Below are 24,250 nucleotides of genomic sequence, written 5' to 3' on the forward strand. Positions count from 1 at the left end.
AGATGACAACGTTCGGTGGCGATTGCGCTGTCCTGACTGTGTCAGAAAGTGTTTCGGCCTTTTTATGGCGGAACAACAGATAGAGGCAGGATCCATGAAAAGACTCTGGCGATTTTTCCCGGCGTTGCCTGCATTGATGCTGTCGGGTTGTACGGTTGATCTTCTTCAACCGGCCGGCCCGATCGGGGAAGGTAATCGCGACATGATGGTGCTTGAATGGGCCGTCATGATGTGCGTTGTGGTTCCGGTGATTATTGCGACCCTCGTATTTGCCTGGAAATATCGGGCTTCCAATACGAAGGCGGAATATCTGCGGAACTGGTCACATTCAAACAAGATTGAAGTGTTCATTTGGGGCGTGCCCATTCTGATCATTCTTGTTCTGAGTGTCTTTAACTATAAGAGCACGCACGATTACGACCCGTATAAGCCGATCTCCAAGGAGATGCAGGCAAAAGTCGGTGCGCCTGATGCAAAACCGCTCCATGTGGAAGTAATTTCTCTGGACTGGAAATGGTTGTTCATTTACCCAGACCTTGGAATTGCAACCATCAACGAGCTGGACGTCCCCACAAAGACACCTCTGGATTTCCGGATTACGTCTGACAGTGTGATGACATCCTTCTTCATTCCGCAGCTTGGATCTCAGATCTACAGCATGGCTGGGATGGAAACACAGCTCCACCTGCTGGCAAGCCGCCCAGGTAACTTCCAGGGTGAGGCCGCCCAGTATACAGGGCCGGGCTTCTCCGATATGCGCTTCCGTGCCATTGCTATGCCGCAGGAGCAGTTTGACGCTTGGGTGCAGAATGTACGCAGCGGCGACAATCCGCTTGTAGCTAAAGAGGCTCTGGACGCACAGACATACCCGAAATATCACACCGCACCGCCTGCCCCGCATGATGAGGCACCAAAGCCGGCCCCGGTCGTATATTTCTCTAGCGTACAGTCTGGGCTGTTTGAGGGCATTGTTGCGAAATACAATGTCGGCATGAGCCACGAGGATCACGGCAAGAACATGGGTGAAAAGTCCATGAACATGCCAGCTGAGTCTCATGAGGCTGCACCTTCCAATACCGGCATGTGAGGACTGATCTAAAGATGCTCGGAAAACTTACCCTTTCTGCCATACCTTATGATGTGCCGATTCTTGTCGGTACGTTCATCGGTGTGGCTGTAGTCGGGATTGCCGTTCTTGCGGCGGTCACCTATTTCAAAAAATGGGGTTATCTGTGGCGTGAGTGGTTGACGACTGTCGACCATAAGAAACTCGCCATCATGTACGTCATTCTCGGCCTCGTCATGCTCGTGCGTGGCTTTGCCGATGCGTTGATGATGCGTACACAGCTTGCCCTCGCTTACGCAGGTAACCCCGGTTATCTGCCACCGCACCATTATGACCAGGTCTTCTCGGCCCATGGTACGATCATGATTTTCTTCATGGCCATGGTGATGATGCAGGCCCTGTTCAACTTCGTGGTGCCTCTGCAGATTGGTGCGCGTGACGTTGCGTTCCCGCTGATCAACTCGATCAGCTTCTACATGACGCTCGTCAGTGCCATTCTCATCAATGTGTCTCTTTTCATTGGTGAGTTCTCCAATGTCGGTTGGCTCGGCTATCCGCCGATCTCCGAACTGCAGTTCAACCCCGGCGTTGGTGTGGATTACTACATCTGGTCCGTGCAGATCTCCGGTATCGGTACGCTGCTGACTGGGATGAACTTCCTGACAACGATCATCAAGCTCCGTGCCCCCGGCATGAAGTGGATGCACATCCCCGTCTTCACATGGACGGCTTTCTTTGCCTGCATCATGATCCTGACGACCTTCCCGGTTCTGACGGTTTCCATGGCTCTGCTGGCTCTGGATCGTTATGTCGGGATGCACTTCTTTACCAATGATGGTGGTGGTAGCGTTATGCTCTACCTGAACCTGATCTGGTCTTGGGGTCATCCAGAGGTTTACATCCTTATCCTGCCTGCCTTCGGTGTGTTCTCTGAAATTGCAGCAACCTTCTCCGGCAAGCCGCTTTTCGGTTATGCTACGATGGTTATTGCAACGGGTATCATCACCTTCCTGGGTAGCATCGTGTGGGTTCACCACTTCTTCACGATGGGTGCCGGCGCTGATGTGAACACCTTCTTCGGTATCATGACGATGTTCATCGCCGTACCGACGGGTGTGAAGATCTTCAACTGGCTCTTCACCATGTATAAGGGGCGTGTCCGCTTCGAAGGTCCGATGCACTGGATCGTCGGCTTCATGATCACCTTCTCCATTGGTGGTATGACCGGTGTCATGATGGCTATGCCAGCAGCAGACTGGGTTATTCATAACTCCCTGTTCCTGGTGGCGCACTTCCATAACGTGATTATCGGTGGTGTGTTCTTCGGTTACGTGGCTGGTCTGAGCTACTGGTTCCCGAAGGCCTTTGGCTACAAGATGCGTGATGTTTGGGGTAAATGGGCGTTCCGTTTCTGGTTCGTTGGTTTCTACCTCTCCTTCATCCCGCTCTATGCTGTTGGTCTGGAGGGTATGACCCGCCGTATGAACCATTACGACAACCCGGACTGGCATCCTTGGCTGCTCGTGGCCTGCGTTGGCGTGTTCGTTCTGGCTGCTGGTCTGGCTTGCCAGGTCATCCAGTTTGTTCTGGCTGCGTTTGACGCCGTCAACAAAAAGCCGGATGCACTGGATCTGACGGGTGACAACTGGGGTTCTGGTCGTACGCTGGAATGGTCAATTCCATCTCCGGTTCCGCACTACAACTTCGCACGTCTGCCGGTTATTCGTGGTCTGGATACATTCCATATCGAGAAGGAACTGGGACGTCCGGCACCGGTCTCCGAGCTGGAGCCGATCCATATGCCGAAATATTCGGCTGTTGGTCCCGTACTGGGTGCTTGCGGTCTGCTGATTGGCTTTGCGCTGGTCTGGCATATCTGGTGGGCCGTTGTTGTGGGGCTGGTTGTGGCTTTCTTCACCGTTGTTCATCGCAGTGCGAACCTGGATGTTGATTTCTACGTTCCTGTAGAAGAGATCCGGGCTGATGAAGAAGCTTTTGCCCGGCGGCTTGCCGCTGCCAAGGCAGCAGAGTAAAGGGAGGCGATGAAAACCATGTCTTATGACGCAACTCACGCACCCTCTGCTCATCACGATGAGCATGAGCACCATCAGCAGGAAACCACGATTTTTGGTTTCTGGATCTACTTGATGACAGACTGTATCATTTTCGGCACGCTGTTTGCCGTCTTTGCTACACTCTGCCATCACTTTGCTGGTGGGCCGACGGGTAAGGACCTGTTCGATATCAAGAATGTTGAGATCGAAACAGCCATCCTGCTTTTCTCTTCCATCACATACGGCTTTGCATCCATCAACGCCCACAAGAAGAACAAGGGTGCCGTGTTGGGTTGGCTGCTGCTGACCTTCCTGCTCGGTGTTTCCTTCGTGGTTCTTGAGATCAGGGAATTCAATGAGCTCGTGGCTCATGGTGCTGGTCCGGACAAGTCCGCCTTCCTGTCTTCCTTCTTTACGCTGGTAGGCACGCACGGGCTGCACGTCACGATCGGTCTGATCTGGATGCTGGTCCTGTTCTTCCAGATCATGGGCAAGCAGGGGCTGAGCACCCGGATGCAGACGAAACTGACATGCCTGAGCCTGTTCTGGCATTTCCTTGATATCGTCTGGATCTGCGTCTTTTCCTTCGTTTACCTGGGGAGTGTTGTCTAATGAGCGAGAATCATACGACATCGCACGAAGGTGAGAATCACGGTTCCTATGGTTCCTACATTGTAGGTTTCGTTTTGGCCGTGATCCTGACAGTGGCGTCCTTCGCCACTGTCCTCAGCAAGGCCTTCTCCTTCTGGCAGACGATTGCCATTCTCGGTGTGCTGGCTGCAGTGCAGATGGTTGTCCATCTGATCTTCTTCCTGCACATGGGGGCGAAGAGCCTCTCACAGCGGCAGAATCTGGCAGCCTTCATCGTGACGGCTCTGATGGTTCTGATCGTGGTGGCTGGTTATCTGTTTGTTCTTTGGGACGCACAGGCAAACATGATGGCTGGCTAATAGTCAGCCTATCATGTCAGCACTATGAAGAAGCCGGCGGGGGATTACCTCCGCCGGTTTTTTTATGTGAACTTGCTGAAAAGAGGCGGGATCACTGGCAAAGAAAAACCCCCGGAGGATGGGTATCCTCTGGGGGTTTTGTCAGCTGTTAATGGGGAAGGCTAATTAGTCTTTATGCGGCTCTTCAGAGAGCATTTCACGCTTGCCTTCCTTGCCGTTCCATTCTTCACGGTCGGCGGGCGGTGTGCCTTTCTGGCTCATGTTCGGCCAGATAGTTGAATATTTGGCGTTGATTTCCATCCAGTCAGCAGCACGGGCATCGCTATCGGGGAAGATGGCTTCTGCCGGACATTCGGGCTCACACACGCCGCAGTCAATGCATTCATCAGGGTTGATGACAAGGAAGTTCTCACCAGCGTAGAAGCAGTCAACGGGGCAGACTTCCACACAGTCCATGAACTTGCAGCGAACGCAGTTTTCTGTGACCACATAGGCCATTATTGGCGTCTCCGGTTTGGTGTTGCAGGCCAGCCAAACGGCCCATTTCAAGGATTCCAGCACTGATATGCCGAAAGGGGAGGGCATTTTGCAAGCCTATTGTCAGAAATTAGCCGTCTTTTCCTCTATCCGTTCATAAAGTAGAGCTGCTTCTTTGGCGGGGCCCCGGCGTTCTCCCAGCTGCATGACACGCCAAACACACACCTCTCTTTCTCGGTGGGGGGAAGCGAAACTAACGATATCACCGAGCCTGAGGCGGGCATGGGTTTTGTGTGTCCGTTGCCCATTGATCCTAACCCGGCCCTTGCGGATGAAAGCAGCACAAAGGCCACGGGTTTTGGCGAGCCGTGTGTAATAGAGCCAGAGATCAAGCCGCTGTTCTTCCATCATGATTTACCGGATGACCATTTCTGAAGTGCAGCAAAAGGAGAGTCGGCCAGTTTGCGGGTGTTCTTTTGTTCTTTGCGGGGAGGGTTTGTCTTTCGGTTCTGGCGTGTGTGCTTGATAGGCTTTGTCCCTTTGCGGTTTGCTCGTCCTAGAATGATAAGCGGAGAGGCTGGGCCGTACTGATCAGCTGTAAGAGGCTGTGGGGCATGGTGAGGGATGCTCAGGCTCTTCAAGAGGGCGGGTAACAGGGCTGTTTTTATCCCAAGGGATGAAGCAAGCGTATCCGGTGCGATGAAGGAGCGGTTCGGCTGTCGCCCATGTGGGCGAAGAGTAGAGAGGAGGGCGTCCAGCCTATCGAGGCGGGTATGGACAGGGCCGGTCTCTTCCCATCCCGGCGGGGGCGTTGGATAGTCTGCAACAGGTAGGCAGATGCGGGCAGCGTTCGGCGTCTTCTGGTGGCGGCCGTGCCAGATATTATGAAGCAGGACCATCATGGGTAAGCTGGCAGGGCGGAAGAGCAGCGGATAATAAATCTGACGCACCCCGATACGCACCCCACTGCGATAGAGGCGTTTCTTATCTGCTGGGGAGAGGCTCCGGTCCTCAGGCAGGGTTGGTGTGGTGCCCCCATCCTCCCGTAGGCGGTAATAGAGGCCCCGTAGAGTTGGAGTGTCCTGTAGTTGCTCTACCAGTCGGAGAAAGGGGGCCAGTATGCCGTTGATCCGTTCTGTAATCAGGGCCTGAAGATGGGTCTGTACCTGTCGGCTTTGGTGATTATCCTGAAACTCTCCCGGCAGAAGCTGGATAAGGGGATGGAATAGATCATCGCCACGGGTGAGTGTGGCAATGGCGCCTCCCTCCCAGTGAATTTGTCTATCATCGTTCAGTGTTAGTTGGCTGGCATCCTGCTTCAGGAAATGGCGTATCCGGGCAGGCATAGCTTGTCGTAAGGCTCTTTTGCCGGCCCGCAACAGCAGTTCACCTTCCCGATTGTCGGTAGGGGTATCGATTTGCATTGTAAAACCGACAATCTGGCCGATCTCATGGCCTTCCACGATGATGCGATTTTGGGGGGTAACGGCATAGAGGGCATCGGAGGCTGCGCCTGCTTCAGGTCGGCGGAGCAGGGCTGTGGCCCGCTTGTTGACGAAGCGTTCCTTTAGTCGCTCATGTAGCGTGTCGGAGAGGCGGTCTTCCACCGCACGGCAACGCTCCTGCCACTGGCGGCTTTGATGCATCCAGCCTGTTCGGGCCGCCACATAGGCGCAAACCCGCACACCAGAGAGGCGGTGCATCAGCGTGTCCATGTCTCCATCCAGCCGGTCTAGTCCCCGTAATTGCCCTTCCATCCATGCTGGAGGAATACGGCGATGTTTTAACAGATCAAGGAAAAGGCGAGCGCAAAGCCGTGTATGGCTGCCATCGCCGAGCTTGCGGAAGTCTGGAATCTGGCAAACTTCCCAGAGCAGTTCTGTGGCTTTGTGCCCTCGGGCTACGTCCCGGATATCCTCCATCTGCATAAGGCCGCTCAGCACGTCCAGATCGGCCGCTGTACGCCCGGTAATCAGTCCGGGGCGGGGCGGCTTGCTCATCAGGCTGTGGAAGAGCTTTTCAGGGGAGCTATAATCAAGGTTGGTCTGCCGCCAGTAGATGGCTTTGATGGCCTCGAAATGATGGTCTTCCACCGCCTTAATGAGTTCCTGGCTCATAGGTGGGCAAGACGCCGTGGTGCCGAACGTGCCGTCTCTCATGCCCCGGCCAGCTCGCCCGGTAATTTGGGCGACCTCTTGCGGTGTAAGAGCACGGGAGTTCTGACCGTCAAATTTGTGGAGGGAGGCAAGGGCGACATGGTCCACATCCATGTTCAGCCCCATACCGATGGCGTCAGTCGCTACGAGATAGTCCACATCCCGGTTCTGGTAGAGGGCGACCTGCGCATTGCGGGTACGGGGGCTAAGACGCCCCATGATGATGGCACAGCCGCCCCGTTTCTGGCGGATGGCTTCAGCAATGGCGTAAACCTCCGTGGCGGAAAAAGCCACGATGGCGGAGCGGGGCGGCAGGCGTGTGAGGTTGACCGGCCCGATATTTGTGAGCTGGGAGAGGCGGGCACGGGTCTCGATCGTGATGCCGGGTACAAGCTGCCGCAACAACCCACGGATGGTTTCGGCCCCTAAAAAGAGGGTTTCCCCTTTACCACGAGCGTGGAGGAGACGGTCGGTGAAGATGTGCCCACGGTCGGGGTCGGCAGCGAGCTGTATCTCGTCAATCCCGACAAAATCCACCTTCCGGTCCAACGGCATAGCTTCAACTGTGCAGGAGAACCAGCGGGCACCGGGGGGAATGATCTTTTCCTCACCTGTTAGCAGGGCGACATGACGTTCGCCTTTCAGCTTGACGAGACGTTCATAATTCTCCCGCGCCAGAAGGCGGAGAGGAAAGCCGATAATACCGCTCTGATGGGCCATCATGCGGGTAAGGGCGTAATGAGTCTTGCCAGTATTGGTGGGGCCGAGTACGGCGTGGATTGGTCCCGGCGGCTGGGAGGCTGCCGTGGTAAAGGATGGATATGGTCCCGTCATGGCTGGAATGATCTTGCTTGAATGGGATAAAAGCAAGACATTCCAGAGAGTTTTTCAGCAAAGCCAGAGTCATACTCTGGATGATGGGACGGTATTCATATGTCTGACGCTCCGTTTTTGCCCCTCTGCCCTTCTGATGAGGGAGGCCCGGCTCTGCCCCTCTATGTAGTGAAGGCAGGTGATGAGGTAACGTTGTCCGGTCTGCTGGGGCCTCATGAGGCGTTCTTGCGGAAGCAGGGCTTCGAGGGGCGTGCCGGGCAGTTCACCTTGTTGCCGGGGCAGGATGGTGTATCCGGTGCTGTCTTCTGTGTGGAAACAGGGAAAGGCCCCATGTCGTATGGAGCTTTGCCTGCCCATTTGAAGGAAGGATGCTGGACCCCGCAGCCTAAAGGGCTTGATGCTTCCATTCTGGAAGAGTTGATTCTTGGTTTTTGCCTCGGTGCTTATGAATACCAGCTTAAAGGGGCGGCCCAAGCAGAAAAGGCATGCGCAAAGCTCTGCGTTCCGACAGAGCTGGGGCGGGAGGCTCGGATTCTAGCACGGGCGGCATGGCTGGGGCGGGACCTCATCAATACGCCTGCCAATCTTATGGGGCCAACAGAACTGGCCGAAGCCGCCCGCAAGATGCTGACAGAGCGGAAGGCCTCTGTAGAGCTAGTTGAAGGTGAGGCACTGGAGACAGCCTATCCTTGCTTGGCAGCGGTCGGGGCTGGGTCCGATAGGCCTGCCGTGGTCGTGATCGGTCGTAAGGCAGGCCGGACGAAGGATGCGCCACGTTTGTCTCTTGTAGGAAAGGGCGTTTGTTTCGATACAGGCGGTTACGACCTGAAGCCCGGCTCCTCCATGGCGAGAATGAAGAAGGATATGGGCGGGGCCACTCTGATGCTGGCACTGGCTTGTGCTTTGCTAGATTCCGAAGCTGATATTGCGCTGGAGATACGCCTTGGTTGTGTAGAAAACAGCATTTCCGGCCATGCCATGCGGCCGGGTGATGTACTGACGACACGCAAGGGGTTACGTGTCGAAGTCGGCAACACGGATGCGGAAGGGCGTCTCGTTTTGGCAGACCTTCTTACCGAAGCGGCCGAGAGCCAACCTGACGTGCTGCTGGATGCCGCAACATTGACCGGTGCCGCTCGTGTCGCTTTAGGGCCTGATCTTCCCGCTTTGTTCAGTAATGATGAAGAACTGGCAGAACATATTCTTGCTTCTGGAAAAGAAACGCATGATCCTCTTTGGCAGCTTCCTCTCTGGGCAGAGTATGATGATTGGATGAACAGTTCGATTGCCGACTGTAACAATCTATCTTCCCGCCCGATGGCAGGGGCCATCACGGCGGCTCTGTTTCTACAGCGTTTTGTGCCTTCAGGGCAGACATGGGCGCATGTGGACACTTACGCATGGAATGACGCGACCCGTCCCGGTCGCCCTGTAGGGGGAGAGGTGCTGGCTCTGAGAGCACTTTTCCGTGCGTTTTCGGAAAGTTTCTAAAAAGAAACAATTTGTAATATTTGGTACAGAAACCTGTTTTCCATTGCATTTTGTAGGGAAAACAGGTTTGGGAATAGCTGCCCTGCATTGAGAGTGCTTGTCATTTCGATGCAAAAGCGTCACAAACTGGGCGAAAAGCAAAGTCCCCGTGTAGTTACATGATGAGGCATGGCCGAGAGGCGGATGGTCATGCCGGGGTGTATGGGGGCATCTGAAACCGGAAACGATGGGGCTTTTATTATGAGTCGGAATGCTGATAACCGCATGCTTCAATTGCTGCGTGATACGATCGTTTCCACAGTGCGTGGTGAGGGGCCGGACCTGTCCGCCCGCCAGCTGGCTGTATTTCTGAGCTGTTACCTAGAGGATGGGGCACATACGGTGCGAGGCCTTGCCCAGTCGCTCAACGTGTCCAAACCAGCCATCACCCGGGCCTTGGATCGCTTGAGTGAATTAGACCTTGCTCGCCGCAAGGTGGACCCGCTGGACCGCCGTTCTGTCCTTGTCCAACGCACGCTGAAGGGGTCTGCTTACCTGCGGGGGCTGCGGAGTGTCATGGAAGAGGCGAGCGGGGATGATGTAGTCGTTCGTGCGCCGGTCTTGTCGTCTGTAGCGTCTCTCCAGACGCGTAAAGCTGGCTGATTTCTTGTCCGGGCCTGTTCCTTTTCTCGATCTACCTGCCCAGCAGAAGCGTCTTGGTGCTGCCCTGCGGGAGCGGCTGGACCGTGTCCTCGCTCACTGCCGTTTTGTGATGGGGCCGGAGGTAACGGAGCTAGAGGAACGTCTGGCCCGTTATGGCGGGGCCCGTCATGCTATCGGCGTGTCATCCGGCACGGATGCTTTGCTGATGGTTTTGATGGCAGAGGGCATCGGTCCCGGCATGGCGGTGTTTCTACCTGCTTTTACCTATACGGCCACGGCAGAGGTGGTTCTTTTGCTAGGGGCTGTACCTGTTTTTGTGGATGTGGACCCACAGACATTTCAGATCAGCCTGCCTTCGCTAGAGCAGCGTCTTAAGGCCATTCGTCAAGCAGGGCAGGTACGGCCGCAGGCGATCATAGGCGTGGATCTGTTCGGACAACCGGCTCCGTGGGATGAGCTGAATCGTTTTGCTACCCGGGAAGGACTGTTTCTTGTGGCGGATTGCGCCCAGTCTTTTGGAGCCTCCTATAAGGGGCGGAAGCTGGGCCATGAGGCTGGGGCCACCACATTGTCCTTTTTCCCTTCCAAACCGCTGGGCGGTTATGGTGATGGTGGGGCCGTACTGACAGATGATGATGAAAAAGCGGCTCTTTATCGCTCATTGCGCAGTCATGGAGAAGGACGCCAGCGTTACGAAGTGCAGCGCATCGGCTTGAATGCTCGGCTTGATAGCCTTCAGGCGGCTGTTTTGCTGAGCAAGATGGATGTTTTTGAGGATGAGCTAAAGCGGCGTGAGGGTGTGGCACGGGCCTATGATGCAGCTTTACCTTCTTTGGTTCGTCCGCCCGTGAGGGTGCCAGATAGTCAAAGTGCTTGGGCTGTTTATTGTGTGTGTCTGCCATCCCGCACCTTGCGGGACAGTCTGCGTGATCGTCTCACCGAGGCTGAAATTGCTACGGCCATTTATTATCCTAAGCCCTTGCATCAGCAGCCTGCTTATCAGGCGCAGCATGATGGGATTGCCCTGCCAGTTGCAGAAAGGATAGGAGAGCATGTGTTGGCTCTGCCGATTCATGCCGATCTTTCAGATGAGGCAGTGGCGTATGTGCTGGCGGTGATTAGTCAATGGGCGGAGGAACAGGATGAGCCGCAACAATAAGTTTCTTCTGGTTTTTGCGGTAGCGGTGATTGTGCCGGTTGTGCTGATTTGGACGGTTGCATGGCCTATCCTACGGCCATGGAACTTGCCCGATGTCACCCGTGGGGTCCTGTATGAAGCCGGAGATGAACGCAACCTCATGGCAGACGAGATTGGAGCCATGAACCAGTGGTTGCATCAGCATCAGACAGGATGGGGTATTGCTGGTGAAGTACCGCCGAAGGACACACCGGCGGAGGCTGTTTATCAGCTTACCAGTGCCGATGGGCGGACCATCATTCTATCAGCATGGCATTTCCGTCACGGTGCTGATGTGGTGGGTATTCAAACTCAGGCCGGTGGAACGTATCGGATGCGCTCATTTGAACGTGGAACGCTTCACCTGCCTGATTAAAAGGTATCTGTAAAACTGGGTTTTGTTAAGACCTGTTATTCGCTCTTGCTTTTTGTGGCGTCAGACTTTTCCTGTTTGTTCTTGATGATTTCCTGTTGGGTCAGTTCATTGGTTTCCAGCTGGGTTTTGGTCGCATCAGCAAGCGGTGGGGTTGCTTTATCAAAGACGGCCAGCAGTGCAGCGGTGATGGGCGAGGCAAGAACCAGCCCCGGTACCCCTAGGATGGAACCAAAAACACTCTGAGATAGAATGGCTAGGGCAGGCGGCATATGGACAGCCCGCCGCTGGATAAGCGGGGCAAGGATATTCCCCTCGCAGAATTGGATAACACTATAGAGAATCGCAACGAAAAGAGCTTCTCGTGTGCCGAGGGAAAGGCTTATCAGTAGGGCAGGCACGGCGCCGAGAATGGCCCCAATATAGGGGATGAAGTTACACAGTCCTGCCACAACGCCCAGAGCAAGAGCTAGCGGCACGCCGATTAGATACAGCCCAATACCGGAGAAAATACCTACCGCCAGCATGTCCAGAGCTTGTCCCGCTGTCCATGCCCAAAGGGTATTACCCGCACTATAGAGGAGGTCACGGGCAGACTCTCGCTGATGGGGCGGTACGAGTCTAAGAACCCCGTTGATATAGAGAGAGGGGGACACGGCGAAATAGAAGGCCGAGATCAGCACAACAAAGAGCGTGCCCACTAGGCCAAAGGCACTGCCCAGCAGACCAGTGACGGACCCAGCAATCCCGAAACCGAAGCTGCTTAGCGGGGTGGTACTATCGTTACCTCCCAGAGAAACGGGCAGGTGATTTAGAACCATCTGGCCGATGGTTGTCTGGGAGAGGTGATAACGCATATCACCCGATTGCACGACCAATGCATTCTTGAGGCCGACAAACTGCTCCCCGATGGCGGGGCCGTTGCTCCATACAAGAGCTGTCATAAGCCCGATGACAGAGAGAGCCACAAGACTGACGGCAATCGGATAGGGGATGAATTTCATGTGTCGCCGTAGGATACGGGCCAACCCATGCAGGACAATAGCCATCAGCGTGGCAGCGAACAGGACAGCCAGAACCTCCCCCAGCAGCCAGATAGCCAGCATGATGAGTGATAGGCAGAGTGTTAAACGTATTATGCCGTAGATGCGGTCTAAGGCATTGGTAGGGGTCTGCTGGGCTACAGGAACAGGAGGGCGGCTGAAGAAGAATGGCATTGGCGGGAGAGATTCCTGTAAGAGGCGGCAGAAATGACGCAGAGAATAATGTGGGTTATTTCACGCCAGGTCAATTTGTAGCATTTTCAAGTTCATCTTGTGCTTCGAGCCAGTGCATTTCCGTCTCTTCCTGTTTTTGACTGACAAGGGCAAGGTCACTGTTCAGCGTGGCAATATCTTCCGCACGGCTGGACTGATAAAGGTTCGGGTCGGCTAGCTTAGCTTCTAGTTGAGATTTGGCCTTTTCCAACCGTTCCAGCCGGGTTTCTAGATCACGGATTTTGCGGCGAAGTGGGGCCAGTTGGCGGGTCTGTTCCTTGCGCTGGGCACGTTGTTGGTTTTTGTCTGGCTGTGTCGTGCTGGCTGTGTCCTTCTGGGTGCGGGACGCCTGACGTTGATTGTCCTGCGTGGCCTGTTTGGCCCGCTCATCCAGCCATGAACGGTAATCATCCATGTCGCCATCAAAGGGTGTGATTGTGCCATTCTCGGCAATCCAGAGCTGATCAGCAACGGATTCTACCAGATGGCTATCATGGCTGATAAGAATGACGGCCCCTTCAAACTCTCCAAGAGCGCGGATGAGCGCATCACGGGCATCAAGGTCCAGATGGTTGGTTGGTTCATCCAAGAGTAGAAGATGAGGTGCATGGCGGGTTGCTAGTGCGAGGAGCAAGCGGGCCTTTTCACCACCGGAGAGATTACGGACAGGTGTTTCTGCCCGTTCAGCATCCAGGCCGAAACGGGCCAGTTGGGCACGGACTTGTGGCGGCGTGGCATCTTTCAGCGTGCGGGCCATATGTTGGACGGGCGTTTCATCCAGAATAAGCTCATCCGTTTGATGCTGGGCAAAATAGCCAACCCGCAGGCGGGATGAGGCCTGTACTTCGCCCGACATAGGGGAAAGCTGACCCGCCAGCAATTTGGCAAAGGTTGATTTACCATGTCCGTTCCGTCCAAGCAGGGCGATTCGGTTGTCACTGTCCAGTCGGAGGGAAAGGCGGCGCAGAATGGCTGTCTCGCCATAACCGACAGAGACATCCTCTAGTTTCAGCATGGGCGGTGGCAGGGCACCGGGATCAGGGAAGGAGAAGCGGGTGGGTGTTTCCTCCACGACCGAATCAATCTGCGGAAGGCGTGCTAGAGCCTTCAAGCGGGATTGGGCTTGCTTTGCTTTGGTGGCTTTGGCCCGGAAGCGGGCCACAAAGGCTTCCATCTTTGCCCGCTGGTCTGCCAGCTTTTCAGCCTGACGATTCTGTTGGAGCCGCTGTTCCGTGCGTATCTGCACGAAGCGTTCATACCCGCCGGGAGTGAGGGAAAGTTTCTTCTGATCCAGATGGGCAATGGCTTGCACGCTGTTATCCAGCAGCGCACGGTCGTGGCTGACGATCAAGGCGGCACCGGGGAAGCGGGCGAGCCAGTTTTCCAGCCATAATGTGGCTTCGATGTCCAGATGGTTGGTTGGTTCATCCAGTAGTAGCAGGTCGGGTGCCAGAAAGAGCGCACTGGCCAGTGCTACACGCATCCGCCAGCCGCCGGAAAAGTCATTAACAGGCCGCTTCTGTGCCTCTTGATCGAACCCCAGACCGGCCAGAATGGTGCTGGCCCGGGCTGGGGCACTATGGGCATCAATGGCAAGGAGACGTTCATGCACATCTGCTAGGCGGGTTGGGTCGGTCGTGCTGTCAGCCTCGGCTAGAAGGCGGGTGCGTTCCTCGTGGCTGTTTAGCACTGTTTCCAGCAGAGAGAGGTCGCCTGATGGTGTTTCCTGCTTCACCCGCCCCATCGTGGCACGGCCGGAAAAGGTAATGCTGCCGCCATCGGGTGCAATATCCCCTGCAATGGCCGCTAGAAGGGTGGATTTTCCGGCCCCATTATGGCCGATCAACCCGATGCGCCGTCCGGGTTCGATGGTAAGGGACGCCTGATCCAGCAGGGTGCGGCCTGCGATGCGTAAGGTAAGGTCGGTAATGGTCAGTAAGCTCACGCAGGCCCCTCAGGACATGAAAATATGAAAAAAGATACCTGCAACACTACCAGAACCGGGTTTTTTCCTCTAGGGGAGGCTGATTATAGACATCTATTATTGAGGAGGGTCTTATGGCTCTGGAACGTACGCTGTCCATCATCAAGCCTGATGCCACACGCCGCAACCTGACCGGTAAGGTGAATACTGTATTCGAGAATGCCGGTCTGCGTATCGTGGCTCAGAAGCGCATCCAGCTTACGGAGAAGCAGGCTGGTGCTTTTTACGAAGTTCACAAGGAGCGTCCTTTCTTTGGTGAGCTGGTGTCCTTCATGTGCTCTGCTCCGGTAGTTGTGCAGGTTCTGGAAGGCGAGAATGCTGTTGCTCACCACCGTGACGTGATGGGTGCCACAAACCCGGCTGAAGCTGCTGAAGGTACCGTGCGTAAGCTCTATGCCCAGAGCATTGGCGAGAACTCCGTTCATGGTTCCGACAGCCTCGAGAACGCCAAGCGTGAGATTTCTTTCTTCTTTGCTGAGACAGAAATCCTGCCCTGATCCATTCCGTAAATGGAAACAGGTTGAGGCTTAGGCCTCATAGAAAAAGGGAGCCAGAAATGGCTCCCTTTTTTGTTGTTCGTGTTGAAGGCTAATCAGAAGCGTTTTTCAATGAACTGACGCAGCGTTTCCGGGTAAAGGCGGTGTTCCTGTTCCAGAACACGAGCGGCCAGAGTATCCGCATCATCGCCGGGCAGAACGGGAACACGGGCTTGTGCAAGAATGGGGCCTTCATCCACACCGTCTGTGACGAGATGGATGGTGCAGCCATGTTCTTTGGCTCCAGCCTTCAGGGCGGCTTCGTGTGTGTGTAGGCCGGGGAAGGCAGGAAGCAGGCTGGGATGAATGTTGATCATCTTCCCTTCCCACTGCTGGACCAGCCAAGGGGTTAGTACTCGCATATATCCGGCAAGGCAGATCAGCTTTGCCCCGGAATCCCGCACGGCTTTGTCCAATGCCCGCTCGTGGGCCTCACGGTCTTTGCCATACTCCTGATGAGGTACGCAGAGTGTTTTGATGCCCGCCTTACGGGCTGTTTCCAGCCCGGCAGCATCGGCCTTGTTACTCAGGACAAGAACAATCTCGGCGGGGAAGTCCGGGCGAGCGCAGGCCTCCATCAGGGCGACCATATTACTACCACGACCGCTGATGAAAACGGCGATGGGTGTCTTCTTCACCATGGCCCGGCTCAGCCCAGATTCAGCGGGGAAATGAGGCGGAATGGTGTGCTGCTGCGAACGACACGGCCGATCAGCATGGCTTCTTCATCACGCTGCTCCAGCTCTGCCATGACCTTCTCTGGCTCGCTTGTGACCAGCACCATGCCGATGCCACAGTTGAAGACCTTCAGCATTTCTTCCTCGCTGACAGGCCCCTGTTCGGCTAGCCATGAGAAGATGCCGGGGATTGGCCAGCTCTGGCCGTCTACTTCCACGCCAAGACCTTCGGGCAGAACACGGGGGAGGTTCCCCGGCAGGCCGCCACCGGTGATATGGGCACAGCCATTGATTAGCTTCTTCTCATGCAGGGCAAGAACAGTGCTGACATAAAGGCGTGTGGGTGTCAGGAAGGCTTCGGCCAGTGTCTGCTTCGGAGAGAAGGGGGCGGGGTCTTTCCAGCTCAGGCCAGCGGCATCCACGATGTGGCGGACGAGAGAGAAGCCATTGGAATGAACGCCAGAGGACGGCAGGGCGATGAGGCTGTCGCCTTCATGGATGGTGGCGGGCAGCATGGCGTCACGTTCCACAGCACCAACGCTGAAGCCCGCAAGGTCATAATGTCCTTTGCCATAGAGGCCCGGCATTTCGGCTGTTTCTCCACCTACAAGGGCGCAGCCGCTTTCCTTACAGGCAGCGGCAATGCCCTTGATGATGCGTTGTGCCACGGAAACGGAAAGACTGCCCGTTGCCATATAGTCTAGAAAGAAAAGCGGCTGAGCACCCTGTACGATCAGGTCATTGACGCACATGGCAACGAGATCAATGCCGATTTCGTCATGCAGGCCACTTTCGATGGCGAGCAGAAGTTTTGTTCCGACACCGTCCGTGCAGCTGACGAGGACCGGGTCCTTCAGGCCAGCGGCCTTGGGGTCGAAGAGAGCGCCGAAGCCTCCCAGACCGCCCATGACACCGGGGCGAGCCGTGGCTTTGGCTGCCGGCTTAATGGCGTCAACCAGAGCGTCTCCGGCTTCGATGTCCACACCGGCGGCGGCATAACTGGCACTGGGGGAGGCGGATGTCTTGGTCATGGGGGTATGGTGTTCCTGCTGGTTGATGCTGGCCCCTTTATAGAGCATCCTGCATAAAGACGGAATGTGCAGGACCGTCAAATCCTTTCGGTTCTGTGAAAGAATGGGAAACCTCATCCTAAGATGGGGAGGGATGGGCCGCAATGAGGGGACGGATGAAGCAGCGATGACAGGTGCACAGGTACAGTTGGCGTTGGACCTTCAACAGGACCGTCCTTTCTCAGCGGAACGGTTTATTGCTGGGTCTTCCAATGTGTCTGCACGGGTTTGGCTAGCACGCCCTCGCTGGCCGGAGGGGCGGCTGTGGCTCTGGGGGCCTGCGGGAACAGGCAAGAGCCATCTGCTACATATTTGGGCGCATCAGCATCGGGCGGTGCAGTTCGATGCTGAGGCTTTATCCTGCGATGGTGACGGTGCGTTGCTGGTAGCTGGGCAGAAGTTGGAACCAGATGTGACGCCTTTTGTGATCGACCATCTGGAAGGGCTGACGCAGGAGGTAGCCCTGCTGCACTTGCTCAACCGTGCCCATGCGGCGGGACGGCGGGTTCTTATGGCCTCACGGCATCCACCAGCACGCCGGTTTTTCCATTTGCCGGACCTTGCGAGTCGGCTTCGGGCGACCATGACGGCAGGGCTGGAGGAGCCGGAGGATGAGTTGCGGGCAACCTTGCTGCTTTCCCTGCTGGCCGAGCGACAGCTGATTGTGCCTCAATCCGTTACAGACTGGCTCTGGCGGCGTCTGCCTAGGACAGGCGATGCTTTGGTGCAGGCCGTGCAGCGGTTGGATGATGCCGCCATGAGGCGGGGCAGTGCGATAAGCCGTGCCCTTGCCATAGATGTTTTAAGTGACCTTCTCGGTGAGGAAGAGTGACGGGGAGGGGGCGTAATTCAAGTGGTGCAGTTCGTAGTTTTCTGCGATGGTGAAAGCCTGTCCAGCCCTAATCTCCTAAGGGGCCTGCAAGGCTGAAATACTATGTTAATAATTGTCATGCCGACAGGAATACGGTCTTAATCGGGGTAAAAATGGGCAGGATCATGCCCGCTGACCAGTCAGGTGAGGAGATTGTCATGTCCGGTATAGAGAATATGGCGTTTACAGAGACGAATATGGCGAGCGAGGCCGTGCATAAGAAACATCCGGCCCGTTTCATCAATCGTGAGCTGGGTTGGTTGGATTTTAACCAGCGTGTTTTAAACGAATCTGAAAACCCGGATGTCCCTCTCCTAGAACGGCTGCGTTTTCTTTCCATCAGTGCTGGCAATATGGATGAATTTTACGCTGTCCGTGTTGCGGGGCTGGTGGACCAGCTAAAGACTGGTTCCAGTAAGAAAAGCCCGGATGGGTTGACCCCGGCCCAGCAGCTTGAAACGGTCCGTCACCAGGCATGGCACCTTCAGAAGGAGCAGCAGCGCATCTGGGGTGACATGGTGAAGGAGCTGCAGGGTGAGAACATTCTCATCAAGAATGTTGAGAAGCTCCATCATCATGATCAGGAATGGCTTTCCACCTATTTTGATAAGCAGCTTTTTCCTGTCCTGACGCCACTTACCTTGAATCCTACCCATCCATTACCATTCATTTTCAGTGGTGGGCAGGCTCTGGTTCTTCGCCTCAAAAACCCGAAGACAGATCGCCACATGCTGGATGGCATGGTGGTTCTGCCAGAGAAGCTGCCTCGTTTCATCCGTTTGCCGGATAAGGATGAGACAATCCGTTTCGTTCTGCTGGAAGATGTCATCTCCCATTTTGCCAAGCGTCTCTATCCGGGGCTTGATGCGGTCCGTGCCAGTATGTTGCGTCTGGTCCGGGACCTTGATGTAGAGCTGGAAGAGGACGCCGAAGACCTGCTCAACAGCTTTGAAAAGGCTGTGAAGGAGCGGCGGCGTGGGGCTTGCATTCATCTGGAGATAGATGGCCATTTGCCCGGGCATCTCATCCGCAAGCTGGGGGTTGCTAAGGATGATGTGGTCCATCTCCCCACAATGGTAGGGGTGGGTGATGTCAAACAGCTTATTGTTTCCGATAGGCCGGACCTGCTCTTTAAGCCGTATCATGGTAGTATTCCGCAGCGTGTCCTGAAGCATGATGGTGATTACTTCGCCACGATTCGGGAGCAGGACCTAGTCGTCCATCATCCTTACGAAACATTCGATACGGTCGTGCATTTCCTCAGGCAGGCAGCTAGAGACCCGGACGTCCTGTCTATTAAGCAGTCCATTTATCGGACATCGCACGATAGCCCGATTGTGGATGCGCTGATTGAGGCAGTTGAAGCCGGTAAAGCCGTTACGGCCGAGGTAGAATTACGGGCCCGGTTTGATGAAGAGGCCAATATCCGTCTTGCTCGTATGCTGGAGACTAGAGGCGTGCAGGTCGTATATGGTCTGGCTGCCTATAAGACTCATGCCAAGATGATTTTGGTAGTCCGGCGGGAAGGTGACCATCTCCAGTCTTATGCCCATTACGGGACAGGCAATTATCATCCCAATACGGCTAAGATTTATACTGATATTTCTTATTTCACCTGTGATCCCGCACTTGTTGATGACTGTGCCCGGTTATTCAACTGCATTACCGGTGCTGCCGTGCCAGAGCTTCAGGCTGTAGCTTTCTCTCCGCTGACCATCCGGCCAACGTTGGAAAAATTGGTGCGGGAGGAGATGGAGCATGTCAGCGCTGGGCGTCCCGGGCAGATATGGCTCAAGATGAACAGTCTTGTAGATAGGAAGCTGATTGACCTGCTTTACGAGGCTGCACAGGCTGGTGTGAAGATCACTATCGTGGTGCGAGGTATGTGCAGCTTGCGGCCGGGTGTGCCGGGTCTTTCCGAAGGGATTGAGGTACGCTCCATTGTTGGGCGGTATCTGGAGCATGCGCGTGTCTTTGCCTTTGGGAATGGCTATGAACTGCCTTCCCCTCAGGCCAAGCTCTTCATTGCATCGGCGGACTGGATGAAACGGAATATGGACCGTCGTATTGAAGCTATGGTGCCTATTACGGACATGAAAGCCCATGCTCGTATTCTGGATGAGATCATGGTTGTGAATGTGCATGACACATTGCATAGCTGGGTCATGTTGCCGGATGGTCGGTGGGAACGTGTCGAACCCGGTGAATCTCCCCTTTCCGCTCACGACTATTTTATGGAACAAGCCTCTGCGTCAAATGGAGAGGTAGATACTCCGGCGAATCCCCGGCCGGACTCCGAAGATGGGGAAGGGCCTGCGAAGGAGGCGTAAGAATGGTGTATATGGCAGCGCAGTGGGAGGACAGGCCGTCTCGCCGGTCTGCAATCGTGGACCTTGGTTCAAACTCCGTGCGGATGGTGGTGTATGAGGGGGTTGCTCGCAATCCCGTTCCCATCTTTAACGAAAAGGCCACGCTACGCCTCGGTGCTGGGCTGGAGGCCACGGGTATGCTGAGCGAGGAAGGCATCGACCGTGCATTGGAGGTGCTAGCTCGTTATCAGGCCATTGGTCAGGCCATGAAAGTGGAACCGTTCGATGTTCTGGCCACGGCTGCTGTAAGGGATGCCCGTAACGGGGATGCATTCGTAAAAGAAGCCCGCATCCGGATGCCTGAGGCCCGCTTTCGGGTGCTGAATGGCGAGGAAGAGGCTGATTATTCAGCCGCCGGAGTTCTCTGCGCTCTGCCAGACGCTGATGGTGTGGTTGCTGATATTGGTGGCGGCTCGCTGGAGCTTATCCGTGTCCGGGATGGTGCCTATTTCGAGGCCGGGACAACCCCGCTTGGGGTGATTCGCCTGCGGGAGCGTTCGCAGGAGGATATGGAGGAGGCCGGTAAAATCGCCCGGAAGACACTGGCGGATGTGTCGTGGTTGGAAACAGTGGCAGGCAAGCCGCTCTATCTAGTGGGTGGTGCTTTCCGTGCTTTGGCGCGTTTGCATGTTGCCCGCATGGATTACCCGCTGAATATGGTGCACCTCTTTCGGCTTGATCGTGCCGAGGCGGAGGAGATGGCGAATTGGGTCATCGGTGCCAGCCGCAAGCAGATAGAAAAGGTTGGCAATGTGCCACGCAAGCGGATGGTTGATGCACCATTTGCAGCGCAAGTTCTTCTGGCCCTTTTGGATCGGACGGATGCACGGGAAATTGTTTTCAGTGCGGAAGGTCTGCGTGAGGGGTGGTACATGCGTGAGGTTGCGGCCTCCGTGGCAGAGGAAGACCCTATGGAGGCTCTGGCCCGGGAAATGGCGGGGCGGCTTGGTCGTAATGCTTCTCTGGCAGAACCGCTTATTACATGGGTCTCTCCCGTCTTCTTGACCGGGCTAGATTGGGTAGAGGATGCCTTTTTGGCTGCTCAGCTTCGGTTAGCCTGTATCGTGTCTGACATTGGTTCCTACGATCATCCGCAATATCGGGCGGAACAGACATACCGGCGGATTCTGTACTGTCATGGCGTTGGGTTCTCTCATGAGGCCCGGGCTTTTCTCGCCCTCGTGCTGGGTGTGCGGTATGAAATTAATCGGGATGATCCCGTACTGGAGCCTTCACGCCGTTTGTTGAGCAAGGAACGTTATGATGCGGCTGTTCGGCTGGGGCTGGCTCTGCGTTTGGTCTATACGCTCTGTGCCGGGACAGAAGGCCTGCTAGAGGGCACACATCTAGCTATGAAAGATGATAAATTGGTGCTTAGCCTGCATGGAAGCCGTCTGCGGTCTGGTGGTAGTGCCATTTCACGCCAGCTAGAACGGTTGGCTGAAGCACTCGGCAGGAAGCCGTTATTGCGCTGAAGGATACTGCTTAAAACGATAAGTGGTTTCGGAACGGAACCAGCATCATTGATGGGTGCTGGTTCCGTTTTTGTTTATGTGGCTGTTAGGCCGGCTGACGTTTCTTTACGGGCTGCTTAGTGTGGCTGGCGGAGGGGAGCCAGTAGCCGGTTTAGGTAGTCCAGCTCACTTTGCGGACGAGTACGATCGGAGGCACGCCGTTGTAGCTCACGCTCAATGTCGTGGGTACGATTGCGTTCATGATCCGGGATATGGGCATCAGAATCGGGGCTGTCATCCAGCTTGCGGCCTAACGGGTCCTGATTATCCGGCTGTTTCTGTTCTTCGTCATGGCTATCTTCATCCTGCCCGCTGTTCGGATCATCCTCCGGGGAGGCGGCGGGGCTGCCATTCTGTTCATCCGGGGCGGTGGATGATGAGGGCGGCGGAATAAAGCCCAAGCGTCCCTTACTATTTTGGCTGGCCTCAGATTGGTTTTTGCTCATGTCATGCCGGGATTGGGAAAGGTCGTTTAGAACGGTTTGAATGTTCTTTACGCTCTCCTCATCCTGACGAGTGGCAAGGCTTTTCAGGACAGCCCCCATATCTTTTTCTGCTTTTAGCAGATTGGGCATTTTCTTCTTCGTCAGCGTTTCACCACGGTGGTTGAGTGCCTGTGTCAGAAGGCGCAGAGCATATTGTGTGGCATGGTCCTGTTGCCGATCATCTGCATGAAGCAGAACGATATCCTGATTTAACGGGGACGTGGAAGAAGATTTGTCAGTCGCAGCGGGGGCCATGCCTAGCTGACTGAGTAGCTCGGCCGTGGACATCTGGGAGACATCCTTATGTTGGTTTTCCCTGTCGTCTGAACTGGGCTGCTCCGAAGAAAGGCGTTTCTGAGCATGATTTAGCAGGTCTGTTTCTTGCCGGATGAGGTCCCGCAAGGCCAGACGTTGTGTACGAGCTTCGGCTTGTGCCTGCATGGAGGCCGCTAGTGCTTGCATATCGGGCAAGGTGGCTTGCCGGAGCTGTTCGGCGGGTTCCACCATGTTGCGTAGATGTTCAAGGGCCTGCGCCGTCCGTCCAGCAAGGGCATCGGACTGGACCTGTCCGGCGAGACGGATCCAAGGCATGCCTTTGCCACCGGGTAGGGGCATTACAAGACCATTCTGGCTGGCTTTCTGGAAGATGAACGCCATGTGCTCATCAAGAGCGGTTTTTAGGGCTCCTAGCTCGTCATGCAGCTTCTGCTGTTCATCCGAAGGGGGCGGAGAGGGATGTTCCCCAAGAGCGAGAAGATGCAGCCGGATGGCATTCTGCAAAGCTCGCACGTGCAGCATGGAGGCTGCAATGGCTTGCCCCGACTGTGCTTTATCCTCAGCATAAAGAGCTGTGAACCAGAGCTGTTCCATTAACGATTGGTCTGACATGCCGAGGCTTGCCTGCCGCTGAAGCAAAACCAGCGGTGAGGAGAGGTCCGGCGAGAGGGGTAGTTCCGTCAGAAGGGCCAGAATATGAGCGGCCTGTTTCTGATTTATCTGACCAACGGCAAGATGCAAACGTAGGTCCAGCAGCGCACGGCTTAGCGGATCGTGCATAGGACGATGACCAAGGCGGAATGTCTGGAACGGGGAGCAGTTCTGTTTTCCTGAGCCACTACGGGCACAGAGTTGCCCGACAACTTCCAGCCCGGCAAAGGGGCTGTCGGAGAGGTCAAGCCGGGTTGTTCCTGTTGCTTTGGTGGGCCGCTTCTCTAATGGTAGAGGAATGGTCACAGCGTGAGCTGGGTCTGGTTTGTGTGCTGGAGGAATGATGGGCTGCAATCTGGCTTCCAGCGTAGCGACACCGTGAGGTTGGGCAACAGACCATGGAAAATTGGTATACCAATCCTGCGATGTGGCACCGGCTTTGGCGGTCCACTGAACATCCGGCGGTGTGTCGGTGCTGATTTGAAGATGCCAGCGGCCTAATCTACGGCCGCGGACAGAGAGGCTGACGGTTCCGCTCTTTCGTAGGATGCCTTCAATCTGCCAGCTGCCATTTTTCAGATAAGTTCTGCGGTTCTGGATGGCTCCATGCAGGTGAGGAGAGGCGGATGAGGATTCCACGACAACATGCAGCTGTGCACCTTCCGGTAGGGAGAGGGGAAGGCTATGTGCCGTTAAGAAGAGAGGTGGGCCGGGTGCATAGGTAGGGCGGTCGATCCAGGCCTGCATGGCGGGGAGAGCCGAAGCATCATCATCCATACCGGGGATAAACCCTGCCTTAAAGCGCAGCCCTGCCTGCGGTCCGGCAACACCCCCAAGTATGAACAGGCAGAGGGCAATAAGGGATGCTGTCAGCCATCCTGTCCAATGAGGAAAGAGATGTGGGTGGCGGAGGCGGAGTGTCGCCAGAGAGTCGAGGAGCCTTTGCCGGTGGATGGTCCAGAGCTGCCCCTCCCTGTGTATCTCGTCTTCTGAGAGACCTTCAGGCAAGGCAGGGCGGTCAGTTAGAGCGGCAAGAGGTGGAAAGCTCAGCCCGGAATCATTGGCGATCCGTTGATCAATTTGCTCTGCAGAAGGGGGAGGAAGGTGATAGATTCTTCGCCCTGCCCAAATCAGTACGCTCCCGAAGGTGAGGCCCTCTAGTAGGAAATGGATACTATCTGGGAGTGACTGAGGGAGATGGAGAAGAGCCGCACACCCCCAAAGGCCAGCCAGTAGCACGGGCCAGCGGGCATAGTGCCAGCATTGTTCCAGCCGGAGCCGGCGGTAGGCCTTCCGTTGGATGCGGGCAAACCGAGGAGGGAGAAGTGCGGCCTTCACGGG

Annotated in this window: 20 protein-coding genes; 12 read left to right on the forward strand and 8 right to left on the reverse strand. The window is 55.6% G+C overall.

All coding sequences use genetic code 11. The features are described from left to right. The first annotated feature begins 94 nt into the window (after positions 1 to 94). The 4 genes from cyoA to cyoD are packed head-to-tail and all read left to right on the forward strand — an operon-like array spanning position 95 to position 4,070. A complete protein-coding gene (gene cyoA, locus AL01_RS00450; RefSeq protein ID WP_241502636.1) occupies positions 95 to 1,087 on the forward strand; it encodes a ubiquinol oxidase subunit II in 993 nt (330 codons plus the stop codon). Positions 1,088 to 1,101: 14 nt separating this feature from the next. Beyond that, positions 1,102 to 3,099 (forward strand): cbb3-type cytochrome c oxidase subunit I, encoded by a 1,998-nt coding sequence (locus AL01_RS00455; RefSeq protein WP_077395322.1) that lies wholly within the window; start codon positions 1,102 to 1,104, stop codon positions 3,097 to 3,099. 18 nt (positions 3,100 to 3,117) lie between these two features. After that, positions 3,118 to 3,732, forward strand: coding sequence for a cytochrome o ubiquinol oxidase subunit III (gene cyoC, locus AL01_RS00460; protein ID WP_077395829.1), 615 nt, complete (start codon positions 3,118 to 3,120; stop codon positions 3,730 to 3,732). Continuing rightward, the gene (gene cyoD / locus AL01_RS00465; protein ID WP_077395323.1) at positions 3,732 to 4,070 is read left to right on the forward strand and encodes a cytochrome o ubiquinol oxidase subunit IV; all 339 of its coding nucleotides are present in this window, start codon (positions 3,732 to 3,734) and stop codon (positions 4,068 to 4,070) included. Before cyoC ends, cyoD begins: the two co-directional genes overlap by 1 nt. 165 nt (positions 4,071 to 4,235) lie before the next feature. On the opposite strand, the gene fdxA is transcribed toward cyoD, so the two are convergent. The 3 genes from fdxA to AL01_RS00480 form a co-directional block, all read right to left on the reverse strand. After that, positions 4,236 to 4,568, reverse strand: coding sequence for a ferredoxin FdxA (gene fdxA, locus AL01_RS00470; RefSeq protein WP_077395831.1), 333 nt, complete (start codon positions 4,566 to 4,568; stop codon positions 4,236 to 4,238). 102 nt (positions 4,569 to 4,670) lie between these two features. Beyond that, positions 4,671 to 4,958, reverse strand: a complete 288-nt coding sequence (locus AL01_RS00475; RefSeq protein WP_077395324.1) for an RNA-binding S4 domain-containing protein — start codon at positions 4,956 to 4,958, stop codon at positions 4,671 to 4,673. Further along, positions 4,955 to 7,537 carry a helicase-related protein gene (locus AL01_RS00480; RefSeq protein WP_143280625.1) on the reverse strand — a complete coding sequence of 861 codons (2,583 nt, stop codon included), beginning with the start codon at positions 7,535 to 7,537 and terminating at the stop codon, positions 4,955 to 4,957. Before AL01_RS00480 ends, AL01_RS00475 begins: the two co-directional genes overlap by 4 nt. Before the next feature lie 99 nt (positions 7,538 to 7,636). Here AL01_RS00480 and AL01_RS00485 point away from each other — a divergent pair, with 99 nt between their 5' ends. The 4 genes from AL01_RS00485 (at position 7,637) to AL01_RS00500 (ending at position 11,223) form a co-directional block, all read left to right on the forward strand. Then, entirely contained in the window at positions 7,637 to 9,028 is a 1,392-nt protein-coding gene (locus AL01_RS00485) for a leucyl aminopeptidase family protein (RefSeq protein ID WP_077395325.1), read from the forward strand. Positions 9,029 to 9,268: 240 nt separating this feature from the next. Next, complete coding sequence (locus tag AL01_RS00490; RefSeq protein ID WP_077395833.1) at positions 9,269 to 9,670, forward strand: MarR family transcriptional regulator; 402 nt, start codon at positions 9,269 to 9,271, stop codon at positions 9,668 to 9,670. 4 nt (positions 9,671 to 9,674) lie between these two features. Further along, positions 9,675 to 10,829 (forward strand): DegT/DnrJ/EryC1/StrS family aminotransferase, encoded by a 1,155-nt coding sequence (locus AL01_RS00495; protein ID WP_077395326.1) that lies wholly within the window; start codon positions 9,675 to 9,677, stop codon positions 10,827 to 10,829. Then, a complete protein-coding gene (locus tag AL01_RS00500; RefSeq protein WP_077395327.1) occupies positions 10,813 to 11,223 on the forward strand; it encodes a hypothetical protein in 411 nt (136 codons plus the stop codon). The genes AL01_RS00495 and AL01_RS00500 overlap by 17 nt, the downstream gene beginning before the upstream one ends. Positions 11,224 to 11,258: 35 nt before the next feature. On the opposite strand, the gene AL01_RS00505 is transcribed toward AL01_RS00500, so the two are convergent. Next, positions 11,259 to 12,437: an AI-2E family transporter gene (locus AL01_RS00505; protein WP_077395328.1), complete on the reverse strand. Its 1,179-nt coding sequence runs from the start codon at positions 12,435 to 12,437 to the stop codon at positions 11,259 to 11,261. A gap of 70 nt (positions 12,438 to 12,507) precedes the next feature. Further along, on the reverse strand, positions 12,508 to 14,421 hold the full coding sequence (locus AL01_RS00510) for an ABC-F family ATP-binding cassette domain-containing protein (protein WP_077395329.1): 1,914 nt from the start codon (positions 14,419 to 14,421) through the stop codon (positions 12,508 to 12,510). A 113-nt stretch (positions 14,422 to 14,534) separates the two neighbouring features. On the opposite strand from AL01_RS00510, the gene ndk reads away from it, so the two are divergent. Continuing rightward, positions 14,535 to 14,957, forward strand: a complete 423-nt coding sequence (ndk, locus tag AL01_RS00515; RefSeq protein ID WP_077395330.1) for a nucleoside-diphosphate kinase — start codon at positions 14,535 to 14,537, stop codon at positions 14,955 to 14,957. A 95-nt stretch (positions 14,958 to 15,052) separates the two neighbouring features. Here the strand turns inward: ndk and purN are convergent, their stop codons facing one another. Further along, positions 15,053 to 15,637 (reverse strand): phosphoribosylglycinamide formyltransferase, encoded by a 585-nt coding sequence (purN, locus tag AL01_RS00520; RefSeq protein ID WP_077395331.1) that lies wholly within the window; start codon positions 15,635 to 15,637, stop codon positions 15,053 to 15,055. Positions 15,638 to 15,645: 8 nt separating this feature from the next. After that, positions 15,646 to 16,704 (reverse strand): phosphoribosylformylglycinamidine cyclo-ligase, encoded by a 1,059-nt coding sequence (purM, locus tag AL01_RS00525; protein WP_077395835.1) that lies wholly within the window; start codon positions 16,702 to 16,704, stop codon positions 15,646 to 15,648. A gap of 166 nt (positions 16,705 to 16,870) precedes the next feature. Between purM and AL01_RS00530 the strand changes: the two genes are divergently transcribed. The 3 genes from AL01_RS00530 to AL01_RS00540 all read left to right on the forward strand — a co-directional run bounded on the left by AL01_RS00530 (position 16,871) and on the right by AL01_RS00540 (position 21,458). Beyond that, positions 16,871 to 17,575 (forward strand): DnaA/Hda family protein, encoded by a 705-nt coding sequence (locus AL01_RS00530; protein WP_408735430.1) that lies wholly within the window; start codon positions 16,871 to 16,873, stop codon positions 17,573 to 17,575. A gap of 236 nt (positions 17,576 to 17,811) precedes the next feature. Continuing rightward, positions 17,812 to 19,944 carry an RNA degradosome polyphosphate kinase gene (locus AL01_RS00535; RefSeq protein WP_077395837.1) on the forward strand — a complete coding sequence of 711 codons (2,133 nt, stop codon included), beginning with the start codon at positions 17,812 to 17,814 and terminating at the stop codon, positions 19,942 to 19,944. Positions 19,945 to 19,946: 2 nt separating this feature from the next. Beyond that, the gene (locus AL01_RS00540) at positions 19,947 to 21,458 is read left to right on the forward strand and encodes a Ppx/GppA family phosphatase (RefSeq protein WP_241502637.1); all 1,512 of its coding nucleotides are present in this window, start codon (positions 19,947 to 19,949) and stop codon (positions 21,456 to 21,458) included. A gap of 116 nt (positions 21,459 to 21,574) precedes the next feature. Here AL01_RS00540 and AL01_RS00545 read toward each other — a convergent pair whose 3' ends face one another. Continuing rightward, complete coding sequence (locus AL01_RS00545) at positions 21,575 to 24,247, reverse strand: DUF4175 family protein (protein ID WP_158075903.1); 2,673 nt, start codon at positions 24,245 to 24,247, stop codon at positions 21,575 to 21,577. Positions 24,248 to 24,250 lie beyond the last annotated feature (3 nt).

Source organism: Bombella intestini (assembly GCF_002003665.1).
GTDB lineage: Bacteria > Pseudomonadota > Alphaproteobacteria > Acetobacterales > Acetobacteraceae > Bombella > Bombella intestini.